The sequence below is a fragment of the Caulobacter sp. 1776 genome (genome assembly GCF_040545685.1).
Taxonomy (GTDB): domain Bacteria; phylum Pseudomonadota; class Alphaproteobacteria; order Caulobacterales; family Caulobacteraceae; genus Caulobacter.
Genome location: NZ_JBEPMI010000006.1, coordinates 137,400 through 159,507 on the forward strand (window position 1 = coordinate 137,400; position 22,108 = coordinate 159,507).

At 68.5% G+C, this 22,108-nt stretch carries 18 protein-coding genes; 14 read left to right on the forward strand and 4 right to left on the reverse strand.

Going from position 1 to position 22,108, the window contains the following annotated elements:
• The first annotated feature begins 26 nt into the window (after nucleotides 1-26).
• Nucleotides 27-434, forward strand: a complete 408-nt coding sequence (locus ABIC66_RS16850; RefSeq protein ID WP_354071434.1) for a MarR family winged helix-turn-helix transcriptional regulator — start codon at nucleotides 27-29, stop codon at nucleotides 432-434.
• Here ABIC66_RS16850 and ABIC66_RS16855 read toward each other — a convergent pair.
• Nucleotides 431-1,864, reverse strand: a complete 1,434-nt coding sequence (locus ABIC66_RS16855; protein ID WP_354071435.1) for an FAD-dependent oxidoreductase — start codon at nucleotides 1,862-1,864, stop codon at nucleotides 431-433. The genes ABIC66_RS16850 and ABIC66_RS16855 overlap by 4 nt on opposite strands.
• 100 nt (nucleotides 1,865-1,964) lie before the next feature.
• Here ABIC66_RS16855 and ABIC66_RS16860 point away from each other — a divergent pair, with 100 nt between their 5' ends.
• Complete coding sequence (locus ABIC66_RS16860) at nucleotides 1,965-2,411, forward strand: MarR family winged helix-turn-helix transcriptional regulator (RefSeq protein ID WP_354071436.1); 447 nt, start codon at nucleotides 1,965-1,967, stop codon at nucleotides 2,409-2,411.
• On the opposite strand, the gene ABIC66_RS16865 is transcribed toward ABIC66_RS16860, so the two are convergent.
• Nucleotides 2,408-3,190 carry a TOBE domain-containing protein gene (locus tag ABIC66_RS16865; RefSeq protein ID WP_354071437.1) on the reverse strand — a complete coding sequence of 261 codons (783 nt, stop codon included), beginning with the start codon at nucleotides 3,188-3,190 and terminating at the stop codon, nucleotides 2,408-2,410. The two genes, ABIC66_RS16860 and ABIC66_RS16865, sit on opposite strands and share 4 nt — an antisense overlap.
• Before the next feature lie 68 nt (nucleotides 3,191-3,258).
• Between ABIC66_RS16865 and modA the strand changes: the two genes are divergently transcribed.
• Together modA and modB are read left to right on the forward strand one after the other, a co-directional pair.
• Nucleotides 3,259-4,017, forward strand: coding sequence for a molybdate ABC transporter substrate-binding protein (gene modA, locus ABIC66_RS16870; RefSeq protein ID WP_354071438.1), 759 nt, complete (start codon nucleotides 3,259-3,261; stop codon nucleotides 4,015-4,017).
• A 2-nt stretch (nucleotides 4,018-4,019) separates the two neighbouring features.
• Complete coding sequence (gene modB, locus ABIC66_RS16875; RefSeq protein ID WP_354071439.1) at nucleotides 4,020-4,694, forward strand: molybdate ABC transporter permease subunit; 675 nt, start codon at nucleotides 4,020-4,022, stop codon at nucleotides 4,692-4,694.
• Nucleotides 4,695-4,709: 15 nt separating this feature from the next.
• Here the strand turns inward: modB and ABIC66_RS16880 are convergent, their stop codons facing one another.
• Nucleotides 4,710-5,345, reverse strand: coding sequence for a TetR/AcrR family transcriptional regulator (locus ABIC66_RS16880; RefSeq protein WP_354071440.1), 636 nt, complete (start codon nucleotides 5,343-5,345; stop codon nucleotides 4,710-4,712).
• A gap of 407 nt (nucleotides 5,346-5,752) precedes the next feature.
• Between ABIC66_RS16880 and ABIC66_RS16885 the strand changes: the two genes are divergently transcribed.
• The 4 genes from ABIC66_RS16885 to ABIC66_RS16900 all read left to right on the forward strand — a co-directional run bounded on the left by ABIC66_RS16885 (nucleotide 5,753) and on the right by ABIC66_RS16900 (nucleotide 14,041).
• A complete protein-coding gene (locus tag ABIC66_RS16885) occupies nucleotides 5,753-6,934 on the forward strand; it encodes an efflux RND transporter periplasmic adaptor subunit (protein WP_354071441.1) in 1,182 nt (393 codons plus the stop codon).
• 145 nt (nucleotides 6,935-7,079) lie between these two features.
• Complete coding sequence (locus tag ABIC66_RS16890) at nucleotides 7,080-10,256, forward strand: efflux RND transporter permease subunit (RefSeq protein WP_354071442.1); 3,177 nt, start codon at nucleotides 7,080-7,082, stop codon at nucleotides 10,254-10,256.
• Between the two features lie 143 nt (nucleotides 10,257-10,399).
• Entirely contained in the window at nucleotides 10,400-11,776 is a 1,377-nt protein-coding gene (locus ABIC66_RS16895; protein ID WP_354071443.1) for an efflux transporter outer membrane subunit, read from the forward strand.
• A gap of 117 nt (nucleotides 11,777-11,893) precedes the next feature.
• Nucleotides 11,894-14,041, forward strand: coding sequence for a hypothetical protein (locus tag ABIC66_RS16900; protein ID WP_354071444.1), 2,148 nt, complete (start codon nucleotides 11,894-11,896; stop codon nucleotides 14,039-14,041).
• Between the two features lie 16 nt (nucleotides 14,042-14,057).
• On the opposite strand, the gene ABIC66_RS16905 is transcribed toward ABIC66_RS16900, so the two are convergent.
• The gene (locus tag ABIC66_RS16905) at nucleotides 14,058-14,969 is read right to left on the reverse strand and encodes a LytTR family DNA-binding domain-containing protein (RefSeq protein ID WP_354071445.1); all 912 of its coding nucleotides are present in this window, start codon (nucleotides 14,967-14,969) and stop codon (nucleotides 14,058-14,060) included.
• On the opposite strand from ABIC66_RS16905, the gene ABIC66_RS16910 reads away from it, so the two are divergent.
• The 6 genes from ABIC66_RS16910 to ABIC66_RS16935 all read left to right on the forward strand — a co-directional run bounded on the left by ABIC66_RS16910 (nucleotide 14,948) and on the right by ABIC66_RS16935 (nucleotide 22,060).
• The gene (locus ABIC66_RS16910) at nucleotides 14,948-15,502 is read left to right on the forward strand and encodes a DUF2306 domain-containing protein (RefSeq protein WP_354071446.1); all 555 of its coding nucleotides are present in this window, start codon (nucleotides 14,948-14,950) and stop codon (nucleotides 15,500-15,502) included. The genes ABIC66_RS16905 and ABIC66_RS16910 overlap by 22 nt on opposite strands.
• A 33-nt stretch (nucleotides 15,503-15,535) precedes the next feature.
• Nucleotides 15,536-15,988 carry a DUF2141 domain-containing protein gene (locus ABIC66_RS16915; protein WP_354071447.1) on the forward strand — a complete coding sequence of 151 codons (453 nt, stop codon included), beginning with the start codon at nucleotides 15,536-15,538 and terminating at the stop codon, nucleotides 15,986-15,988.
• Nucleotides 15,989-15,999: 11 nt separating this feature from the next.
• A complete protein-coding gene (locus ABIC66_RS16920) occupies nucleotides 16,000-17,451 on the forward strand; it encodes a carotenoid oxygenase family protein (RefSeq protein ID WP_354071448.1) in 1,452 nt (483 codons plus the stop codon).
• A 76-nt stretch (nucleotides 17,452-17,527) separates the two neighbouring features.
• Nucleotides 17,528-18,259: a TetR/AcrR family transcriptional regulator gene (locus tag ABIC66_RS16925; protein ID WP_354071449.1), complete on the forward strand. Its 732-nt coding sequence runs from the start codon at nucleotides 17,528-17,530 to the stop codon at nucleotides 18,257-18,259.
• Between the two features lie 175 nt (nucleotides 18,260-18,434).
• Nucleotides 18,435-20,678, forward strand: a complete 2,244-nt coding sequence (locus tag ABIC66_RS16930) for a TonB-dependent receptor (RefSeq protein WP_354071450.1) — start codon at nucleotides 18,435-18,437, stop codon at nucleotides 20,676-20,678.
• Between the two features lie 32 nt (nucleotides 20,679-20,710).
• Nucleotides 20,711-22,060, forward strand: a complete 1,350-nt coding sequence (locus tag ABIC66_RS16935) for a spinster family MFS transporter (protein ID WP_502910373.1) — start codon at nucleotides 20,711-20,713, stop codon at nucleotides 22,058-22,060.
• Nucleotides 22,061-22,108: the final 48 nt, after the last annotated feature.

The following is a 22,108-nucleotide window of genomic DNA, read 5'->3' on the forward strand; positions in this document are numbered from 1 at the left end:
AGGAAAGCATTCCTTTCGAAACGACATTGCACGTCCGGGACACCTGCCTGTGCCTGCACGTCCAGCGCGCCGCCCGGGCCCTGGCCAGACGCTTCGACGACGCCCTGCGGCCGGTGGGGCTGACCAACGGCCAGTTCTCGCTGCTGATGTCGCTGAACCGGCCCCAGCCGGCGGGGCTGGGCGGGGTCGCCAATCTGCTGGCCATGGACCGCACTACTCTGACGGCGGCCCTGAAGCCGTTGGAGCGACGCGGCCTGCTGACCGTCGCGCCCGACCCCAAGGACAAGCGGGCGCGGGTGCTGAGCCTGACCGACGCGGGGCGGGCGGTGCTGGTCCAGGCCACGCCGATCTGGACGCGCGAGCACGGCAAGCTCGACGCGGAACTGGATGGCGGGAGCGAAGCGCTCCGAACGGGACTGCGGAAGATCGCCTAGAGGCCGACCTTCGCGAGATAGGCTTCCACCGCCGCCTCATCGCCCGTCTTTCCCACCGTCGCGACATAGCCGTCCGGGCGCACCAGCACGAACCCGGTCGGCGGCAGGCCGTAGGCGTCGGCGAACCAGCCGTTCGCGTCGACCAGATCGGCGACGATCAGCCCCGGCCGCGGCGCGATGGCGGTCTTGGCGCCCAGCAGCGTCCAGTGCGGGCCGGCCAGAACCTCGAACACCCGCGCCGCCTTGTCGTCGCGATCGCGACAGGGGGCGTCGGGCGCGCGATCGCCGGGCGCGACCTTGGCCGCCACGCCCAGGTCCAGCGACAACGGCGAGTCCGGATAGCCGAGGTCCAGCTGGCGCGCCTCGCGGCCGCGCTTCAGGTCGCCCTTGGCCAGCAGGCGGGTCGACAGGCCCAGCACCTCGCCGGCGATCGGGCGGCGCTCGGCCTCGTAGGTGTCGATCAGGGCCTCGGGCGCGCCGGCCAGGACGGCGGCCAGCTTCCAGCCCAGATTGTAGGCGTCCTGCAGGCTGGTGTTCAGCCCCTGGCCGCCGGTCGGCGGATGCACATGGGCGGCGTCGCCGGCCAGCAGCACCCGCCCGACCCGATAGCGCTCGGCCAGCCGCGCATTGACCCCGAAGGTCGAGGCCCAGAGGACCTCGGTGACCACGATGTCGTCGCGACCGGTCCGCTGGCGGGTGAGGGCGTCCAGCGCCACGAGCGAGACATCCGCCGTGTCCGGCGCATGGCCCTGCAGCTGAAAGAGATCGGTTCCGGCCAGGGGGCAGAACGAGATCCTCTGGCCGTCTGGTCCGGTGAAGTTGTGCCAGACGTCGCGCGCCAGGCCTATCAGCCTCACATCGGCGACCAGGCCCCGGCCGGGCTTGGTCTCGCCGGGGAAGTCGACGCCCAGCGCGGGGCGCACGAAGCTGCGGCCGCCATCGGCGCCGATCATCCAGCGGGCCCGGATCGTCTGGCCTGAGTCCAGGGTCGCGGTGACGCCCTCGGCGTCCTGGACGAAGCCGGCCAGGGCGGTCCCAAAGCGCGGCGCGTGGCCGAGGACGGCCAGCCGATCGCGCAGCGCCCGCTCGGTCAGGAACTGCGGCGACATCAGCGGGCGAGCCCAGGGCTCGGCCGGGGTCGGCTGGGCGTCCTCGCCGAGTTGGGTGTCGGTGAAGGTCTGGCCCGCATAGGCCCGGATGGTCGGATAGGGCGCGGCGCCGGCGGCCAGCAGGCCGTCCAGCACGCCGAGGTCCTCGAAGACCTCGACGCTGCGGGGCTGGATCCCCTTGCCGCGCGAGCCGTGGAACGGACCGTCGGCCTTGTCGATCAGCATGAAGTCGACGCCCCGGCGGGCCAGGTCGATCGCCAGGGTCAGGCCGGCCGCGCCGGCTCCGCAGATCAGGACATCTGTCGTCAGGGCGTAGGTCATCCGCATCTCCATTCGTGTGCATAAGGCACGCATATCGCGTGCAAAAGGCACATAAATCGTGACCTGGACAGCGTCAACGGGAAATGTGCAAAATGCACACATGGATTCTGATCTACGCGACATTCACCTGGCGATGATGGACCTCGCGGGGTTCCTCAACCGGCCTCAGGCCGACGACATGCTGATCCGGGAAGCGGGGGTCGCGCTGGACAGAGCGCTGTTCCCGCTGCTGGTCCGCATCGAGCGTAAGGGGCCGATCGGCGTGGTCGACTTGGCCGACGCGGCCGGCCGCGACCATTCGGTGGTCAGCCGCCAGGTCGCCAAGCTGGAAAGCCTGGGCCTGGTCGAGCGGCGGCCGGGCGCCGACAAGCGCGTGCGCGAGGCGGTGGTCACCGACAAAGGCCGCGAGCTCACCGACGCCCTGGACGCCGCGCGTCAGCGGCTGGTGGGGCCGATGCTGGACAAGTGGAGCACTTGGGACCGCCAGGAACTCGCGCGGCTCTTGCGAAAGTTCGTGGACGAGGCGAACGCGGCGCTGAAGGCTTAGTCCACCGCCAGGATCACGTCCGGCGCCGCGATCCGCGCCTCGACCGACGCGCCGACCGGCAAGTTCCAGCCCGCGTCGTCCGGTTTCAGCGTCGTCACCAAGGTCTTGCCGGCCGAGAGGGCGATCGTCACCTCGGCCGAGGTTTCGCCGGCCTCGCGGTCGACGATCGCGCCGGCCAGGCGGTTGTCGCTGTCGCTTCCGACGGCGCTTTCGCCCAGGCGGACGAAGCTCGACTTGATCAGAGCGATCGCCGGGCGACCAGGGGCCAGACCCAAGTCCTCGACGCTGCGACGGGTGATCGACGCGCGCAGCGACAGGTCCCTGCCCAGCGCCAGGGTCACGGTCGCCGTGACGCCGTCGCCCTCGATGAGGGACACCACGCCGCGGAGGGCGTTGCGGGCGCTGGTGCGCAGACCGAGGCTCCAGAGCAGTTCGGCGTCGCCGGACAGGTCGGCCTCCAGCCGCGCGAACGCCGCCCCGACCTCGCGCTCGGCGGCGCGGAAGGCGCGGATCACGGCTTGGCCGCGCGGCGTGACCTGGGCAGCGCCACCGGACTTGCCGCCCGGCGCGGCGCTGACCAGCGGCGCGTCGAACAAGTTGTTCAGCGCCTGGACCCCGTCCCAGGCGCCCTTGTACGAAAGGCCGGTCTGCTTGGCGGCGGCGCTGATCGAACCCAGGCGGGCGACGGCTTCCAGCAGGGTGATGCGCTCCAGTCCCACGCGGGCCAGGCCCTCGCGCTTGAGGATCAGGGACGCGCTGAAGTCCGTTTCGCTGCTCACTGGCCGGGTCTCGATTTCATCGTTATGTAGTCTAACTGCATAACCGCCACGCCGCCCAGGATTACCAGATGATCGCCCGTCGTCCGATGCTGATCGCCGCCCTGTCCGGCGTTCTATCGCTGATGTTGGGCGGGACCGTCTTGGCTGGCGAGACCAAGGTCGCCGTCGCCGCCAACTTCACCGAAGCGGCCAAGGCGATCGCGGCGAAGTTCAAGGCCAAGACCGGCCATGACGCGATCCTGAGCTTCGGCTCCTCCGGCCAAGTCTACACCCAGATCGCCAACGGCGCGCCGTACGAGGTCTTCCTGTCGGCCGATGTCGAGCGGCCGCGGAAGGCCGAAGCCGAGGGCCTGGCCGTGGCGGGCTCGCGCTTCACCTACGCCACGGGCCGGTTGGTGCTGTTCAGCAAGACGCCAGGCTTGGTCGACGGGAAGGGCAAGGTGCTTGCGACGGGCAAGTTCGCGAAGCTGTCGATCGCCGACCCCAAGGTCGCGCCCTACGGCCAGGCGGCGGTCGAGACCCTGACCGGGCTGAAGCTCTACGAGGCGTTGGAGCCGAAGATCGTCACGGGCGCGTCGATCACCCAGACCTATCAGTATGTCCAGACCGGCGCGGCCGAGCTGGGCTTCGTGGCCCTGTCGCAGGTGGTGAACGCGCCGGGCGGCTCACGCTGGCTCGTGCCGGCGTCCGACCACACCCCGATCGAGCAGCAGGCGGTGCTGTTGAAGACCGGCGAAAATAGCGAGGCGGCCAAGGCCTTCCTGAAGTTCCTGAAGGGTGGCGAGGCCAAGGCGATCATCAAGCGTTACGGCTACGAGGCCCGCTAGGGATGACCGAAGTTCTGTGGCTGACGGCCAAGCTGGCGGGGATCACCACGATCCTGCTGCTGGTCCTGGCCACGCCGCTGGCCTGGTGGCTGGCGCGCGGGCGCTCGGCCCTGCGGACACCGGTGACGGCGCTGGTCGCTCTGCCGATCGTGCTGCCGCCGACGGTGCTGGGCTTCTATCTGTTGATCGCCCTAGGGCCCAGGAGCCCGCTGATGATCCTGCTGCACCCGTTCGGGGTGCGGACCCTGGCCTTCACGTTCGAGGGGCTGGTGATCGGCTCGTTGATCTATTCGCTGCCGTTCGCCGTGCAGCCGCTGCGCAACGCGTTCCTGGCCATCGGCGACGAGCCGCTAGAGGCGGCGTCCTGCCTGGGCGCGTCGCGCTGGCAGAGCTTCTGGCGGGTGGCCCTGCCGCTGTCGCTGCCGGGCTATGTCGCCGCCGCCATCCTGACCTTCGCCCACACGGTTGGCGAATTCGGAGTGGTGATGATGCTGGGCGGCAATATCCCCGGCGAAACCACGGTGCTGTCGACCGAGATCTACCGCCTGGTCGAGGGCCTGGAGTGGGGGCAGGCGCACCGCCTGTCGCTGCTGCTGCTAGCCTTCGCCTTCGTGGTGCTGTTCGTCCTGCTGGCTCTGGAGGCCCGTTCGAAGATCCTGCTCCGAACCCGAACCTAAGGCGCCTTTAGGCGGCTAGCAGCCGCCGTCCAGGTGAAAGCGGATCAGCGCCCGGGCCGAGCGGGCCACGGCGCGAACCGGGCCGGCGGCGCCCAGGGTGACGCGGGCGCTCGACGAGCCTTCCATCAGCAGCATCAGGGCGTCGGCCAGATCTTCGTCCTTGGCGCCGGCGCGCAGGGTCAGGTCGAGAAGCCGACGGTACAGCTCCTTCTTGTAGTTGACCGAGACCACCTGGGCCGGATGGTTCTCCTCGTGCAGCTCGATGGCGGCGTTCGACAGCGGGCAGCCGTGGACGTCCTTGTTGCAGGCCTTGGTCTCGAAGGCGTCGAAGATCGCCTCCAGCTGAGCGCGCGGATCGGTGCAGCAACAGGACGTGACCTCTTCCCACCAGGCCCAGTACTCCCGCTCCTGCTCGCGCAGCACCTCGGCGACCAGTTCGTCCTTGGACGGGAAGTTCCGATAGAGCGTCATCTTGGTGGCGTCGGCCTCGGACGCGATGGTCTCGACGCCGACCGCGCGGATGCCGTGCTGATAGAACAGCTCGCGGGCGGTCTCGAAGATCCGGTCCCGCGCGGGGCGCTTGGACGCGGGCGCGCACACCGTCGCTTCCATGTCGCCCCCGACAGCGTCCCCAGAATTTCTTGTCGCCATTTTGGCAGTGCTCTCCTTGACGTGGGAGTTACCGGTCAGTATCTCTCCGGCATGGAGGGATGATACCGAACGGTCTCGTCACATCCTAAATCGTCCTTCCGGTCGCCCGGGTCAAGTAACAGCCCCTGCGACATTTAACCCTTTAACCCCAAAAACGGAGCGCGCGCCAATGCCCCCTCAAGCGAACGACATCGCCACCGCGCCCCAGGCCAAGCCGGCCAGGGTTTGCTGGGCCTCATAAAATCTCGGACCGGTTCCAATCGGCGCTGGATCGGACAATCGACCGTCCGCGCCCTGGGCCAGACCTGGTCCTCAAGCACTCAGCGGTCCGCCCGTCGGCCCGTCTGGGAATGACAAGAAACAGTTCCTCCCCCTTCCGCTTCACCATCCTGCAGGGTCCTCCCCCCATGCGTATTCAACCCGTCATCACGTCCTTCGCCGGCCTCGCCGCCGTCGCCGTGCTGGCTGCCTGCTCGGCCCAAGCCAAGCAGGAAGCCGCCGCCCCGCCGCCAGCCCAGGTCACCGTCGCCGACGTGGCCTTCAAGTCGCTCCGTCAGTGGGACGACTTCACCGGCCGCCTCGAGCCGATCGACACCGTCGAGATCCGCCCGCGCGTGTCGGGCTATATCGACGGCGCCCGCTTCGCCGAGGGCGCGCGCGTCTCCAAGGGCCAGGTGCTCTTCCAGATCGACCCGCGCCCGTACCAGGCCGAGGCCAACCGCGCCCAGGCCGAGGTGGCCCGCGCCAAGGCCCAGCTGGACCTGGCCGTGGTCAATCGCGAGCGCGGCCGTCGCCTGATCGAGCAGAACGCTCTGGCCCAGAGCGAATTCGACCGCCTCTCCGCCGAGGAAAAGGCGGCGCAAGCCAATCTGTCGGCGGCTCAGGCGGCCTATCAGACCGCCCGCTTGAACCTGGAATGGACCCGCGTGACCTCGCCGATCGACGGCCGGGTCTCCAAGGCCATCATCACCCGCGGCAATTTGGTCACCCAGTCGTCCCTGCTGACGACCGTGGTGTCCGACACCCCGATCTACGCCGAATTCAACGCCGACGAGCAGACCTTCCTGAAGTACGCCTCGGCGGAACGCGGCAAGGGCAGCCCGGTCTATATGGGCCTGATGACCGAGGACGGTTATCCGCACGAGGGCAAGCTGGCCTTCATCGACAACGCCCTGGACGCCAAGAGCGGCACGATCAACGGTCGGGCGATCTTCGCCAACGCCGACGGCCGCTTCACCCCGGGCTTGTTCGCGCGGATCCGCATGGTCAGCGCCGAGACCCAGACCGTGGCCCTGGCCCCCGACCGCGCCATCGCGACCGACCTGGGCAAGCGCTACGTCGTGGTCGTCAACAGCGCCAACAAGGCCGAGTACCGCCCGGTCGAGATCGGGCCGCTGGCCGGCAACCTACGGATCATCCGCCAGGGCCTGAAGCCCGGCGACCGGGTGATCGTCGGCGGCCTTCAGAAGGTCAAGCCGGGCGACACCGTCGCGCCGGTCAAGGTCAAGACGGACCTGGCCGACCTCTCGCAGCTGGAGGCCGGCGGCCGCCAGATCGCCGAGGCCGGCCGGGCCGCCGGTCAGAACTAAGCGTAACTGAAGCGTACGCCCGGCTCGCGACTGAGCCGGGCGTCTTTTTCAGGGTTCGCGGGGGTTCTCGTCGCTCGCCGGATGGCGGGGAGAGACCACTCGCGCCCGACGCGTACCCCTTTCAGCTCCTCCCCGGATGCCTGTCATGAATTTCTCGAAGTTCTTCGTGAACCGACCGCGCTTCGCGGCCGTGCTCTCCATCATCATCTTCATCGCCGGCATCGTATCGCTCCCGCGCCTGCCGATCAGCGAATATCCCGAGGTCGTGCCGCCCACCGTGGTGGTGCGCGCGGCCTATCCCGGCGCCAACCCGTCCGTCATCGGCGAGACGGTGGCCGCGCCGCTGGAACAGGCCATCAACGGCGTCGAAGGGATGATCTACCAGTCATCCCAGTCGGCGTCCGACGGGGCGATGATCCTGACCGTCACCTTCGCGCTCGGCACCGACCTGGATAAGGCCCAGGTGCAGGTGCAGAACCGGGTGGCCCAGGCCCTGCCCAAACTGCCGCAGGAGGTCCAGCGCATCGGTGTGACGACCAACAAGGCCTCGCCCGACCTGACCCTGGTCGTGCACATGATCTCGCCGAACAACCGCTACGACATGCTGTATCTCAGCAACTACGCGCAGCTGAACGTCCGCGATCGCCTCAAGCGGATCGACGGCGTCGGCGACGTGCAGATCTTCGGCGCGGGCGCGTATTCGATGCGCGTGTGGCTGGATCCGGAAAAGCTGGCGGCCCTGTCGATGACCGCCGGCGACGTCGTCCGCGCCCTGCGCGAACAGAACGTCCAGGTCGCCGCCGGTCAGCTGGGCGCGCCGCCCAACGCCGGTTCTGGCGCCGAATTCCAGCTGTCGGTCAACGCCCCCGGCCGCCTGACCGACGAGGAGCAGTTCCGCGACGTGATCGTCCGCTCGGGCGAGGACGGCCAGATCACCCGCCTGGGCGACGTGGCCCGCGTGGAGCTGGGCGCCGACAACTACGCCCTGCGCTCTCTGCTCGACAACAAGTCCGCCGTCGCCGTGCCGGTCTTCCAGCGCCCCGGCTCGAACGCCCTGCAGATGGCGGCCGAGGTCAAGAAGACCATGAAGGAGCTCAAGAAGGAGTTCCCCGAAGGCGTCGACTACGAGATCATCTACGACACCACGGCCTTCGTGCAGGAAAGCATCGACTCGGTGGTCCACACCCTGATCGAAGCGATCATCCTGGTCGTGCTGGTGGTGGTGCTGTTCCTGCAGGGCTGGCGCGCCTCGGTGATTCCGCTGATCGCCGTGCCCGTCTCGCTGGTCGGCACCTTCGCGATCCTGCTGATGCTGGGCTTCGGCCTCAACGCCCTGACGCTGTTCGGCCTGGTGCTGGCCATCGGCATCGTCGTCGACGACGCCATCGTCGTGGTCGAGAACGTCGAGCGCAACATCACCAACGGCCTGGAGCCCGCCGCGGCGACGCGGAAGGCCATGACCGAGGTGACCGGGCCGATCATCTCCACGGCCCTGGTGCTGTGCGCGGTGTTCATCCCGACCGCCTTCATCAGCGGTCTGTCGGGCCAGTTCTATCGTCAGTTCGCCTTGACCATCGCCATCTCGACGGTGATCTCGGCCATCAACTCCCTGACCCTGTCGCCGGCCCTGGCCGCGGTGCTGCTCCGGTCGCATGACGCGCCCAAGGACCGTTTCCAGAAGCTGATCGACGCGTCGCTGAGCTGGCTGTTCAACCCGTTCAACCGCTTCTTCGCCAAGGCCTCGAACGGCTATGTCGGCGGCGTCGCCAAGACCTTGGGCCGCTCCACCGCCGCCCTGGCGCTGTATGGCGGCCTGCTGATCCTGACGGTGTTCGCCTTCGCCCGCACGCCGGGCGGCTTCGTGCCCCAGCAGGACAAGGCCTATGTGGTCGCCGTCGTGCAACTGCCCGACGCGGCCTCGCTGGACCGCACCGAGGCGGTGATCCGCCAGATGGGCGACATCGCCATGAAGGTGCCGGGCATCAAGCACTCGGTGGCCTTCCCGGGCCTGTCGGCCAACGGCTTCATCAACGCCCCGAACGCCGGCGCCGTGTTCTTCCCGCTCGACGACTTCAAGAACCGTCGCGGCGAGGCTCTGTCGGCCAACGCCATCGTCGGCACGCTGAACCAGAAGTTCGCCGGCATCCCCGACGCCCAGATCGCGGTCTTCCCGCCGCCGTCCGTGCAGGGCCTGGGCACCATCGGCGGCTTCCGGATGCAGATCGTCGACAAGGCGGGCATGGGCTCGGACGAGCTGTACAAGGCCACTCAGAACGTCATCGCCAAGGCCCAGAAGGACCCGGCCCTGGCGGGGATCTTCTCCAGCTATCAAGTCAGCGTGCCGAAGATCCAGGCCGACATCGACCGCGAGAAGGCCCGGGCTCAGGGCGTGTCCCTGACCGACCTGTTCGAAACGATGCAGGTCTATCTGGGCTCGCTGTACGTCAACGACTTCAACCGCTTCGGCCACACCTACCAGGTCAACGTCCAGGCCGATCAGAGCTTCCGCCTGCAGCCCGAGCAGATGCTGCGCCTGCAGACCCGCAACGGTCAGGGCCAGATGATCCCGCTGGGCGCGTTCGTCAGCTTCAAGGAAGCCACCGGTCCCGACCGCGAGAGCCACTACAACGGCCTGCTGACCGCCGAGATCAACGGCGGCCCGGCGCCGGGCTACTCGACCGGCCAGGCCCAGAAGGCGCTGGAGGACATCGTCAAGTCCGAGCTGCCCAACGGCATGGGCTACGAGTGGACCGAGCTGACCTACCAGCAGATCCTGGCGGGCAACACGGCGATCTACATCTTCCCGCTCTGCGTGCTGCTGGCCTTCCTGGTGCTGGTCGCCCAGTACGAGAGCTGGAGCCTGCCGCTGGTCGTCATCCTGATCGTGCCGATGACCCTGCTGTCGGCCCTGGCCGGGGTAATGCTGACCAAGGGCGACAACAACATCTTCACCCAGATTGGCCTGATCGTGCTGGTGGGGCTGGCGTGTAAGAACGCCATCCTGATCGTGGAGTTCGCCAAGGAGCGCGAGGAGCACGGCGATAGCCCGCTCCAAGCGGTCCTGGAAGCCTGCCGCCTGCGTCTGCGTCCGATCCTGATGACCTCGATCGCCTTCATCATGGGGGTCTACCCCCTGGTGGTGTCGCACGGGGCCGGGGCCGAGATGCGCCGCGCCATGGGCGTGGCGGTGTTCTCGGGGATGCTAGGCGTGACCGTCTTCGGCCTGATCCTGACCCCCGTCTTCTACTACGTCATCCGTCGCTTCACGGCCCACAAGGCCGCGAGCAAGGCGGCCCTGACCTCGCCCGTGGAGGCGCACTGATGTTCGATAAAGACCTGTCATCCCGGGCGAAGCGCAGCGCAGACCCGGGACCTCAACAAGCGCCGGCGTATCCGGCGGTCCCGGCTCTCCGCGCTTCGCGCTCCGGCCGGGATGACAACTGGGGTAAGGCGCTCCGCGTTCTCTTGGTCGCCGGCATCTCGCTCTCGGCCGCCGCCTGCGCGGTGGGGCCGAACTACAAGGCGCCGGCGACTCCGCCGGCGGCCTTCCAGAACGCCGACCCGGCCGTCTTCACCGCCGCCAATCCCGAGGCGGAGTGGTGGAAGGCATTCGGCGATCCGGTGCTCGATCAACTGGTCGGCCGGGCCTTCGCGGCTAATCTGGACCTGAAGATCGCCGTCGCTCGCGTCGCCGAGGCCAGGGCCCTGTTCACCGAACAGAAGCTCGACCTGCTGCCGCACGTCACGGCCGACGGGACCTACGTCAAGAGCGACCAGCAGCAGCCCGGCTCGAACGGGCAGCGCGTCGAGAGCCAGACCTACCAGGCCGGCTTCGACGCCGGCTGGGAGATCGATCTGTTCGGCCGCGTCCGGCGCGGCGTCGAGGCGGCCGGGGCCGAGGCCGGCGCGGCCCAGGCCGAGCTGCGCGACGCCCAGGTCACGGTCGCGGCGGAAGTCGCTCGCAATTACCTCGAACTGCGCGGCGCCCAGGCCCGCCTGAAGGTCGCCAATCGCAACCTCGAGACCCAGCGCGAGACCCTGCGCTTGACCAAGGTGCGGTTCGACGCCGGGGCGGGCAGCCCGATCGACGTGGCCAGCGCTCAGGCTCGCCTGAACGCCACCGAGGCGGCGATCCCGGGCCTGATCACGGCCGAGAAGCGCGCCAACTACCGCCTGGCCGTGCTGACCGGCCAACGGCCCGGCGCGCTGGACGCCCTGCTGGTTCCACGCGACACGGACACTCGGCCGCTGGTCACCGCCCTGCCGATCGGCGAGGCCGGCGACCTTCTGCGTCGTCGCCCCGACGTGCAGGCGGCCGAGCGCCGCCTGGCCGCCCAGACGGCGCAGGTCGGGGTGGCCACGGCCGACCTCTTCCCGCGCGTCTCGGTGACCGGCTTCATCGGCTTCCTGTCGGGGACCTCGGCCGGCTTCGGCAACGGCGCCAGCAAGGCCTGGTCGGTGGCCCCCAGCGTCAGCTGGCCGGCCCTGGACCTGGGCAGCGCCCACGCCCGCCTGCGCGCGGCGCGGGCTCGCGACGACGCGGCCCTGGCCAACTACGACCAGACGGTGCTGCGCGCGCTGGAGGATCTGGAGAACGCCCTGGTCTCCTATCGCCAGCAGCAGGCCCAGCTAAAGAGCCTGAGCGACCAGGCCGCCGCCTCGCGCCGCGCGGCCGAGCTGGCTCGGATCCAGTACAAGGAAGGCGGCATCGACTTCCTCGTCCTGCTCGACGCCGAACGCACCCTGCTGGCCGCGGAGGACGCTCTCAGCGTCGCCGAAACCGGCGTGAACACCGACGTCGTGGCGATCTACAAGGCGCTGGGCGGCGGTTGGAAGGCTTGATCCGCAAGGACCCGGCCGCCCCTGGCGGCCGGGTCCGCGAACTATTTTCACGGCCACGCTTGCGCTATACAGCAAATTCAATACTCATGGGGACGTTCGATTTCCGGAGGTTGAGTTATGGCCACGCTTCAAGTTCTAGGCGCCGCGTATGCCGACGTCATGCGCATTACGTTCTCGAACATTCCCAGCGCCGATCTGGCAAAGCTGCAGACGCTGGCCCAGCAGGTTGACGCGTCGACTCTCAGCCTGACGGACGCGCGGGTCGAGATCGGCAAGATGGCGTACGCCTCGACCTCAGTCGCCAACCTGGCCTACGCCTTCTTCACGGGCGTGACGCCGCGAATGGGCGGCCTCGACTACTTGGTCTCGCCGACCGGCGAGAATCCCAACAACCTGAACTCGGCGGCCTATACGACCTATACGGCCGAGAACCGCTACATCAATTTCGCGATCAACCTGGGCAAGGCGGGCGAGGGCGCGGCGCGCTTCGCGGCGGCCTATGGGGCGCTGGACCTGACGGCGGCGGCGACCAAGGCCTATACGGAAATCTTCGGCTTCGCGCCGGCGGCCGGCAAGATCGACGCGATCCTCAACGACCAGGTGCCCAATGGCCTCGGCGGCTTCTACGCTCGCGCCCAGTACTTCGCCGCCTATGGCCAGGACGGCCTGAACGGGCAGGGCACCAAGGCGGCGATGGTCGGCTGGCTGATGAACGAGGCCGTCAAGGCGGACCTGGGCGTCTACGCCAAGGCCAATGACGCGTTCCTGGCCGATCTCGCCAACGACGGTCAGGCCGCGTTCAACATCGACCTCCTGGGCGTCTATGGCCAGCAGCCGACGTTCTCGACCGGCGCCACGATCACGGTGACCTCCAGCCAGAGCGTGAGCCCCGACGCGGCGACACCCGACCTGCGGTCCACGGCCAACAACGACACGGTGACCGGGACCGACAGCAACGCGTCCCAGACCATCGCCACCGTCGGCGGCCACGACACCATCACCTTCTCGGGCGCGGTCGGCGGCTATGTCGATGGCGGCGACGGCAACGACACCATCACCGTGGGCCAGCTGAACGCCTCGGTCGCCGTTCTGGGCGGCGCGCCCAACGGCACGATCAACGGCGGGGCCGGCAACGACCTGATCACCATCGGCAAGGTCATCAACGGCGCGATCATCGATGGCGGCGCGGGCAACGACACCGTGGTGATGGGCGCCGACTCCGACCTGTTCGACAAGACCAAGGTCACCAATGTCGAGCACCTGGTGCTCGAGAACTTCAAGCTGTCGTTCACGGTCCCCGCGGGCACGTTCATCGCCCCCCTCGTCGCCACGGGCTATACCGGCCTGAAGGACATCACCCTGCGCTCGGCCGACTCCGTGAGGATCGACGACCTCGCCGATGGCGTGGCGCTGAAGATGGACGGGATCAGCGGCGGCACGCTCACGGCCAACTACCACCTGGGCCTCGTGTTCTCCGGCATGTCCTCGACGGAGGTCGGCGCCAAGTCGGTGCACGCCTATCTGAACGGCGTGACCAGCAGCAACGCCACGCCGGCCAAGCTGCTGGTCACCGGCAACGAAGGCCCGTTGTACCTGCATGTGCAGAGCGACAGCGTTCTGGACACGATCCGCTCGGGCAAGAGCGCCAGCGTCGGGGTCACGGACTATTCGTCGGTGGTGATCACCGGGACGGGCCGCCTGACCGCGGCGTTCGACGCCTACAACGTGGACGCCTCGGGTTCGGCCGGGGTGACCGCCACGCGCATCGGCGTCGCGTACACGTCCATCGCGCAGACGATCATCCTGTCCAGCGAGAGCGATCGGGTCAGCGCCGATTTCCGCGGCTACGCCAAGCAGACCTTCACGCTGGGCGGCGGGGCCGACACCCTCTCGATCTATCAGGACGGCTTGTCCGCCCCGCGGTTCGCCAACCTGATGATCGAGAACGGCAAGGCGACGATGTTCGCCACGGTCACCGATTTCGCCAAGAGCGTGGACCACGTGAATCTCGGCGTCGAGATCCCGGCCGTCGTCACCGGCCTGAGCGCCGGTTCGGCCACGACCCTGGAGCAGGCGCTGATCAACGTCTCGAGCCAGGTGGCGGCCAACGCCACGGCGGTCTTCGAGTACGGCGGCGACACCTTCATCTACCACCAGGACGCCACGGTCGGGGTCAATACCGGCGACGGCCTGATCCGGCTGGTCGGGGTCACGGGACTGACGGTCGGCACGGGCGCCGGTAGCGCGGACATCCACTACGGCTGACGACCGAACCCAGTTCTCAGAACCAGCCCGCCGCGCGCAGAGCCTTGGCGTAGGCGCGGCTGACGGGCGCCTCGATGTCGCCCTTGATCCGCAGGGTCGCTCGGCCGTCGCCGCGCCGGGCGTCCTCGACCGCCGCCTTGGCCACCCACCACGAGCGGTGGGTCTGGGCGCCCTCGATGCCCTCCAGTTCGGCCACGGCGTCTGACAGCCGCATCAGGATCAGGTCCTGGCCGCGCGAGGTGTGCAGGCGCAGATAGTGGTCCTCGGCCTCGACGGCATAAAGCTCGGCGCCGCGCAGCTTGGCCGGCAGGCGATCCAGGAAGCGAGGCTCGGGGGCGCCGACCGGAGCGGCGTGGGTCTCGACCGGCTGGCGCTGGACCAGGAAGTTCAGGGCCGTCATCGCCACGGTGACGATGAACACGGGCCCCAGATACAGCGACAGGGCGGCCAGGCGCACGTCGCCGTGGAACGTCAGCTCGCTGACCAGCCAGACGACCGCCGTGAAGGGCAGGGTGACGCCCACCACGGTCAGGGCGCCGTACAGCCACGGCCGCGCGTCGGCCCGACCTTCTCGCCCGATGAAATGGCTGACCGCCGTGCCGACGATCGCCCCGGCCAGGCACAGGCCCGTCCAGTAGGCGAGGCGCGGAACCACCGGGACCGCATTGGTGCCGAACGCGCCAATCAGGGCCAGGAACACCCCGGCCACCGCCGACACCGCGAACCCCCGCAAGCTCTCCTTGGCGGTCATCGCCGTTCGCGAAGCGTGAACGGCGTCGGCCAGCCGTTCGCGAAACGAAGCCGGCGACTGGCGCAACGACGATTGAGATGCGGACACGCCCACTCCACCAAGGTTTTCGACGGCGAGGCGATCCACCGCCCCGCCCCGAACCGGAGTGAAGCAAGATGGCCGCGCAAGGCAAGTCAATCTCGCAAGACCGCTGGATCGCTCTCCGCAACGCCGTGTTTGGCGTCGGGGCCGCGATGCTGATCGTGGCGGTCGCCTCGCCGAAGCTGCTGACCAGCGTCGCCAGCTATGCCGACCGCATCCATTTCCAGCCTCACGCGCCGGACGTCTCGCGGATCGTCGAGGCCCCGCCGGTCATCCAGCTGCACCTGGCCTCGGCCCTGACCGCGCTCGCCATCGGCGTTGCGCTGATGATGCGGGTGAAGGGCACGGCGATGCACAAGCTGCTGGGTTGGACGTGGGTGCTGGCCATGGGCTCGACGGCGGTCAGCTCGCTGTTCATCCGTGAACTGAACCACGGCGCCTTCAGCTTCATCCATCTGCTGTCGGGCTGGACGATCGTCGGCTTGCCCGGCGCCGTCTACGCCATCAAGCGCGGCAAGGTCGCGACCCATCGCCGGGCCATGACCGGCATGTTCGTCGGCGGCCTGCTGCTGGCCGGCCTGTTCGCCTTCATCCCCGGTCGCCTGCTCTGGACCGTGTTCCTGGGCTGACCCCCTTCAACCTCATCGACAAAGGACCTCGCCATGATCCCGTTCAAGACGCTCATCTCCCCTCTGGCCCTCGCCCTGGCCGCCGCCGCCGCGTTCATCGCGCCCGCCGCCCACGCCCAGGACGCGTTCGGCGACCTGACCCTGACCTTCCCGGCCCTGGCCTCGACGTCGGGCAAGATAATGATCGCCGTCTATGGCAGCCCGCAGGGCTGGAGCTCCGGCAAGCCGGTCCGCGTCGCCATGGCCTCGGCCGCCGACGCCGCGCCCGCCGCTAAAATCGTCGCCCTACCGCCGGGGACCTACGCCGTCCGCGCGTTCCAGGACGTCGACGAGAACGGCAAGATGGGCGTGAACCCGTTCGGCCTGCCGGTCGAGCCGTACGGCTTCTCGCGCGACGCCCAGCCGAACATGGGCCCGCCGGCCTTCGACGCCGCCGCCTTCGCGGTGAAGGCCGGCGCCAACGCCCAAGCCATCCACCTGAAATAGGGAGAGGGATCATGAACCGGCGCGATATCCTGCGCGGCGCGGCCCTGTTGGGCGGGGCCTCCCTGCTGACCCCCGAGGCGGTCTGGGCCGCCGCGGCCAACGACTGGACCCTGGGCTTGGCCGACGTCGAGACCGACCTCGCGCCGACCGCCATGACCCGGCTGCACGGCCGCGCGCCGGCCGACCTGACGGGGACGCTGTTCCGCAACGGCCCGGCCAAGTTCCGCCGGCCAGGCGGCTCGGTCGGCCACTGGTTCGACGGCGATGGCATGGTGCGCAAGTTCCAGATCGCCGACGGCCAGGCGCGGATCTCCGCTCGCTTCGTCGACACCGTGAAGCGCCGCAACGACGCCGCGGCCAAAGCCGTGATCACCCCCGGCTTCGGCACGGTCGCCGGCAAGGGCTCGGTGATCACCGGCCCCGACGACGCCAACGCCGCCAACACCTCGGTGCTGATGGCCGGCGGCGAGCTGTGGGCCCTGTGGGAGGGCGGTTCGCCCACCGCTCTGGATCCCGTCACCCTGGAGACCCGCGGCGTCAAGACCCTGCGCCCGGACCTGAAGGGCATGCCCTTCCTGGCCCATCCGCGTGTCCAGCCCGACGGGACGATCTGGAACATCGGGCTGGGCGGCAAACAGGCGGTGGTCTGGAAGCTGGCGCCCGACGGGTCGCTGCTGAAGGCCGAAATGATCAAGCTGCCGCGCGGCAGTTACATGCACGACTTCACCGCCACCGCGCGTCACCTGGTGCTGGTGCTGCAGCCCTGGCTGCAGGAGCGGTTCGTGATGCCGTTTTCGACCTCGATGGTCTGGAAGCCGGAACTGGGAACCCAGGTGCTGGTGCTGGACAAGGACGATCTCAGCAAGCAGCGGGTCTTCGAGTTGCCGCCGTTCTTCTTCTTCCACCTGGGCGACGCCTGGGAGGAGTCCGACGGGACCATCCGCTTCGACGCCTGCGTCGACGAGGATCCGTCGGGCACGGCCGCCAACGGCGGGGCCATCCTGCGCGGCGAGCGGGTGCGCGCCGCGCCGCCGCGCCGAGCCCTGATCACCCTGCGCGCCGACGGCAAGGGCGAGTTCGCCAAGGAGACCATCAGCGCCGAGTTCCCGCGCTCGGATCCGCGTTGCGCCGGCCAGGCGCGTCGGTATTCCGTTCATGTCACCAATGAGCGGCCCGACCGGCCGTTGTTCCAGGGCGTGGCGGTGCGCGACTGGAAGCGCGACAGCGATCAGGTCTTCGACTTCGGTCCGCGCCACCTGGTCGAGGAGATGGTCTTCGTCCCGCGCCCCGGTTCATCCGAGGAGCTGGACGGCTGGCTGGTCGGCGCGACGGTCAATCTGGACGCCAAGGCCACCGAGCTGCATGTGTTCGACGCGCGCCACGTCCAGCAAGGTCCGATCGCCGCCTGGCGGGCCCCGGTGGCCCTGCCGGTGACCTTTCACGGCGTCTTTGTCGGCGCCTGACGTCACGGTGATCCTTGCCAGCCCCGCCGGGTTGCGCCTATCCGAGGACGGAGCGCAACCACGGCGGGGCCGTTCCATGACCGCAGCCAAGCCCTCGTCCCGCTCTGGAGCCCGTTCCAGCGGGCGGGGCCGTCCGTCCAAGGCCAAGGGCCTGGACCTGAAGGAAACCATCCTCGACGCGGCCGAGGGCCTGTTCGCGCGCCACGGCTTCTATGGCGTGACGACCCGCCAGGTGGCGGCCGAGGCCGGCGTCGACACCGCCCTGATTCACTACTATTTCGGAGCCAAGCGCGAGCTGTTCGACGCGGTGTTCCTGCGCCGGGCCGAGATCCTGAACCAGGCCCGCGAGGCCTCGATGGACGCTTATCTGAAGGCCCATGACCCCCAAGGCCAAGAGGGGGCGACCATGACCGTCGAGGGCGTGATCGAGGCCTTCATCGATCCGCTGCTGCGCATCTCCCAGGACGGCGGTCCCGGCTGGAAGAGCTATTTCGCCCTGGTGGCCCAGGTGAACAACACCCCGGCCTGGGGCGGCGAGACCATGGCCCGGTTCTTCGACCCCGTGGTCCATCGCCTGGTCGAGACCCTGAAGACCGTCCGTCCCGAAGCTGAGTATCGCGACCTCTACTGGTGCTATCAGTTCCTGACCGGATCGATGATGCTGGCCCTGTCCGAGACCGGACGGATCGACTCGCTGTCGGAAGGCGAGTGCCATTCCAGCGATCTGGAGGCGGTCCGCGCGCGCCTGTTCGCCTACTGCGCGGCCGGCTTCGACGCCGTGATCGCCAAGGGCTCTTCCTTGCGCTGATCCTCCGCCCTCGATCCATTTTCATCACTTGATGAAAAAAGGACTGGCGCGCGGCGCCGGTTCAGGTGATGGTGGTCGCAATTCGCTGTTCGATGAATTGGCGAAACTCCCGAGCACGCGTCCGCGCAAGACGGATCCGGCCCGGGACGGGCGGAACGCAAGGGAGGGGAAACCCATGACTTCGATGTGGAAGGCCGCGCTGCTGGCTGGCGCGGCGTGGAGCACGATCGCGGGCGTAGCGTCGGCGCAGCAGGCTCCGGCGGCGGACAATTCGGCTTCGGTGGACGCGGTGGTCGTCACCGCTCGTCGCCGCGAGGAAAACCTCAAGGACGTCCCGGTGGCCGTCTCGGCCTTCTCGGCCGCCAAGCTGGAGCAGCAGGGCGGCACGGACATCACCATCCTGCAGCAGACCACCCCGAACATCACGGTGCAGACCGCCCGGGGCTCGAACTCGACCCTGATCAGCTACATCCGCGGCGTGGGCCAGCAGGATCCGCTTTGGGGCTACGAGCCCGGCGTCGGCCTCTATGTCGACGACGTCTACATCTACCGTCCGCAAGGCGCGGTGCTGGACATCTTCGACATCGAGCGCATCGAAGTGCTGCGCGGTCCGCAGGGCACGCTCTACGGCCGCAACACCATCGGCGGCGCGATCAAGTACGTGACCAAGCGCCTCGGCGACGAAGCCGCCGCCAAGGCCAAGGTGACCTACGGCAGCTACAATCAGACGGACGTGCTGGTCTCGGCCCAGACGCCCGTCGGCGACACCGGCCTGTCGATCGGCGGCGCCTACGCTCTCTACAAGCGCGACGGCTACGGCTCGAACCTGACCACCGGCGCCGACCAGTACGACAAGGACGTCCACGCCTATCGCCTGAGCGCCGAGTACAAGCCGACCGAGGACCTGTTCTTCCGCCTGGCCTACGACCGCGTCGAGGACAACTCCAATCCCCGCCACGGCCACCGCGAACTGCCGGCGCTGGTCGGCGGCTATCAGGTGCTGGACGTCTATGACACCCAGGCGGGCCTGGGCGACAAGAACCACGTGATGACCAAGGGCCTGTCGCTGACCAGCCAGTGGAACGCCACGGACAAGATCACGCTGAAGTCGATCACGGCCAACCGCCGCGGCCATACCCAGACGATGATCGACTTCGACGGCACGCCGCTGCCGACCCTGGACGTGCCGGCCACCTATGACGACCGCTCCTTCTCGGAGGAACTGCAGGCCGTCTACGCGGACGAGAACGTCCAGGGCGTGTTCGGCCTCTACTACATGAACAGCCAGGCCTCGGGCGAGTTCGACACCATCGCCGGTAATCTGGGCGTGGCCATCGCCGACGGCGGCAAGGTCAACACCCAGAGCTTCGCGGCGTTCTTCGACTTCAGCGCCAACCTGACGGACAGGTTCAAGGTTTCGCTGGGCGCCCGCGCCACCCGCGACGCCAAGCGCGCCAACGTCTTCCGCTACTTCTATCTCGGGGCGACGCCGACCCCGTTCCAGCACGGCGCCCCGCGCCCGATCCTGCAGGTGCGGACGGACTACAAGGCCGAGAAGACCTTCGAGCAGTTCACGCCGCGCATCTCGGCCTCGTACGACCTGACCGACGACCTGACGACCTACGCCTCGTTCTCCAAGGGCTACAAGTCGGGCGGCTGGGACATGCGCGGCGACGCGTTCATCACGCCGCAGACCGTCAATGGCTACAAGCCCGAGGTCGTGAAGACCTACGAGGCCGGCCTGAAAGGCTCACTGCTCGACCGTCGCGTCTCGTTCTCGTCGGCGGCCTTCCTATCGAAATATACCGACCAGCAGGTCACGACCCAGGTCGTGGTGCCCTCGGGCATCGCCAGCTCGGTCGACAACGCCGGCGCCTCGACCCTGTACGGCGTCGAGTTCGAAGCCAACGCCAAGCTCAGTCAGCATCTCTCGGGCAATGTCGCGCTGGGCTACATCCACGCCAAGTACGACCGCTTCAGCCGCTTCGTGCCGGCCGGCGCGCCGAACCCGCTGAACCCCTCGACCACGCTGGCGACGGGCCAGGTGATCAACGTCGCCGACCTGTATGGCTTCCAGAACACGCCGCAGTGGACTGGCAATGTCAGCCTGACCTGGCGCGGCGAGCTGGGCGGCGGCAACCTGGCCATCACCCCGATGGTCAGCTACCGCGACGACTACCAGCAGTTCGAGCAGCCGCTGCCGCTGCTGGACCAGAAGGCCTTCACCCTGGTCGACCTGACGGCGATCTGGACCGCGCCGGGCGGTCGCTACAAGCTGGCCCTGACTGGCAAGAATCTGACCGACGAACGCTACCGCACCGGCGGCTATAACTTCGGGGTCGCCACCTACAACAACTCGGTGATCGGCTTCTACGGCCCGCCGCGCACCATCGCCGGCTCGATCGAGGTGGCGTTCTAACAAATCTAGGCGAACATCTTGGGCGGGGCTTGCTGCAACAGGCCTCGCCCTCTTTCTATGTAGCTGGTGGCGTAACCGGGGGCAGGGGCATGAGCGAACGGCGGATCGAGGCGGGGGCGCCGGTGAAGGCGGGTTACCGCTACGTGGTCCTGGCGATGCTGATCCTGGCCTACACCTTCAACTTCCTGGATCGGCAGATCCTCGGCATCCTCAAGGAGCCGATCAAGGCGCAGCTGCACCTGACCGACACCCAGCTGGGGCTGATGGGCGGCCTGGCCTTCGCGGCGCTGTACACCACCCTGGGCGTGCCGATCGCCTGGCTGGCCGACCGCTTCAGCCGCACCTGGATCATGACCGCCGCCCTGACGGTGTGGAGCGGCTTCACCATGGCCTGCGGCTTCGCCGGCGGGTTCTGGTCGCTGTTCCTGTGCCGGATGGGCGTCGGCGTCGGCGAGGCTGGCGGCGTGCCGCCCGCCTATTCGCTGATCTCGGACTATTTTCCCAAGCATCAGCGGGCCCGGGCCCTGGCGGCCTATTCGTTCGGCATCCCGCTGGGCACGGCCCTGGGCGTGCTGTTCGGCGGCCTGATCGCCGCCTATGTCGACTGGCGCATGGCCTTCATCGCGGTCGGCGCGGCCGGCGTGGTGCTGGCCCCGCTGTTCAAGCTGGTGGTCAAGGATCCGCCGCGCGGGGGCTTCGACGTCGCCCCAGGCGAGGCTCCTGTCGCCGCGAAGGTTCCGGGCTTCGGCGCGGTGCTGGCCACCGTCCTGCCCAAGCCCTCGTTCTGGCTGCTGGCGTTCGGCGCGGCCTGTTCGTCGGTCTGCGGCTATGGCGTCGCCTTCTGGCTGCCGTCGTTCTTCATCCGCAGCCTGCACCTGACCCTGGTCGAAACCTCGATCTACTACAGCGCCATCGCCTTCTTCGGCGGCGTGGCTGGCATCTGGCTGGGCGGTTTCCTAGGCGACAAGTTCGGCGGCAAGTCGAAGGGCGCCTACGCCCTGGCGCCCGCCGTCTGCTTCCTGATCGCTCTGCCGTGCTTCTTCGCGGCGATGAACGCCAAGGCGTTGGCCGTGGCCTTCGTGCTGTTCCTGATCCCCACGGGGCTGAACCTGGCCTGGCTGGGCCCGGTGGTCACCGCCGTCCAGCATCTGGCCCCGGCCGCCATGCGCAGCACGACCTCGGCCCTGTTCCTGCTGATCAACAATCTGCTGGGCATCGCCGTCGGCTATTGGTTCTTCGGCTTCGTCTCCGACAAGCTGGCCCCGACCTACGGCGCGGAGTCCATGCGTTACGCGATCTACTGGGGCCTGGCCTTCTATCTGGGCGCGGCGGCTCTGCTGACCCTGGCCTCGACCCGGCTGAAGAAGGACTGGGTCGAGTAGGGCGCGAACGCGGCGTGGGTTTCGACGGTCACGCTTCGGCCAAGATCG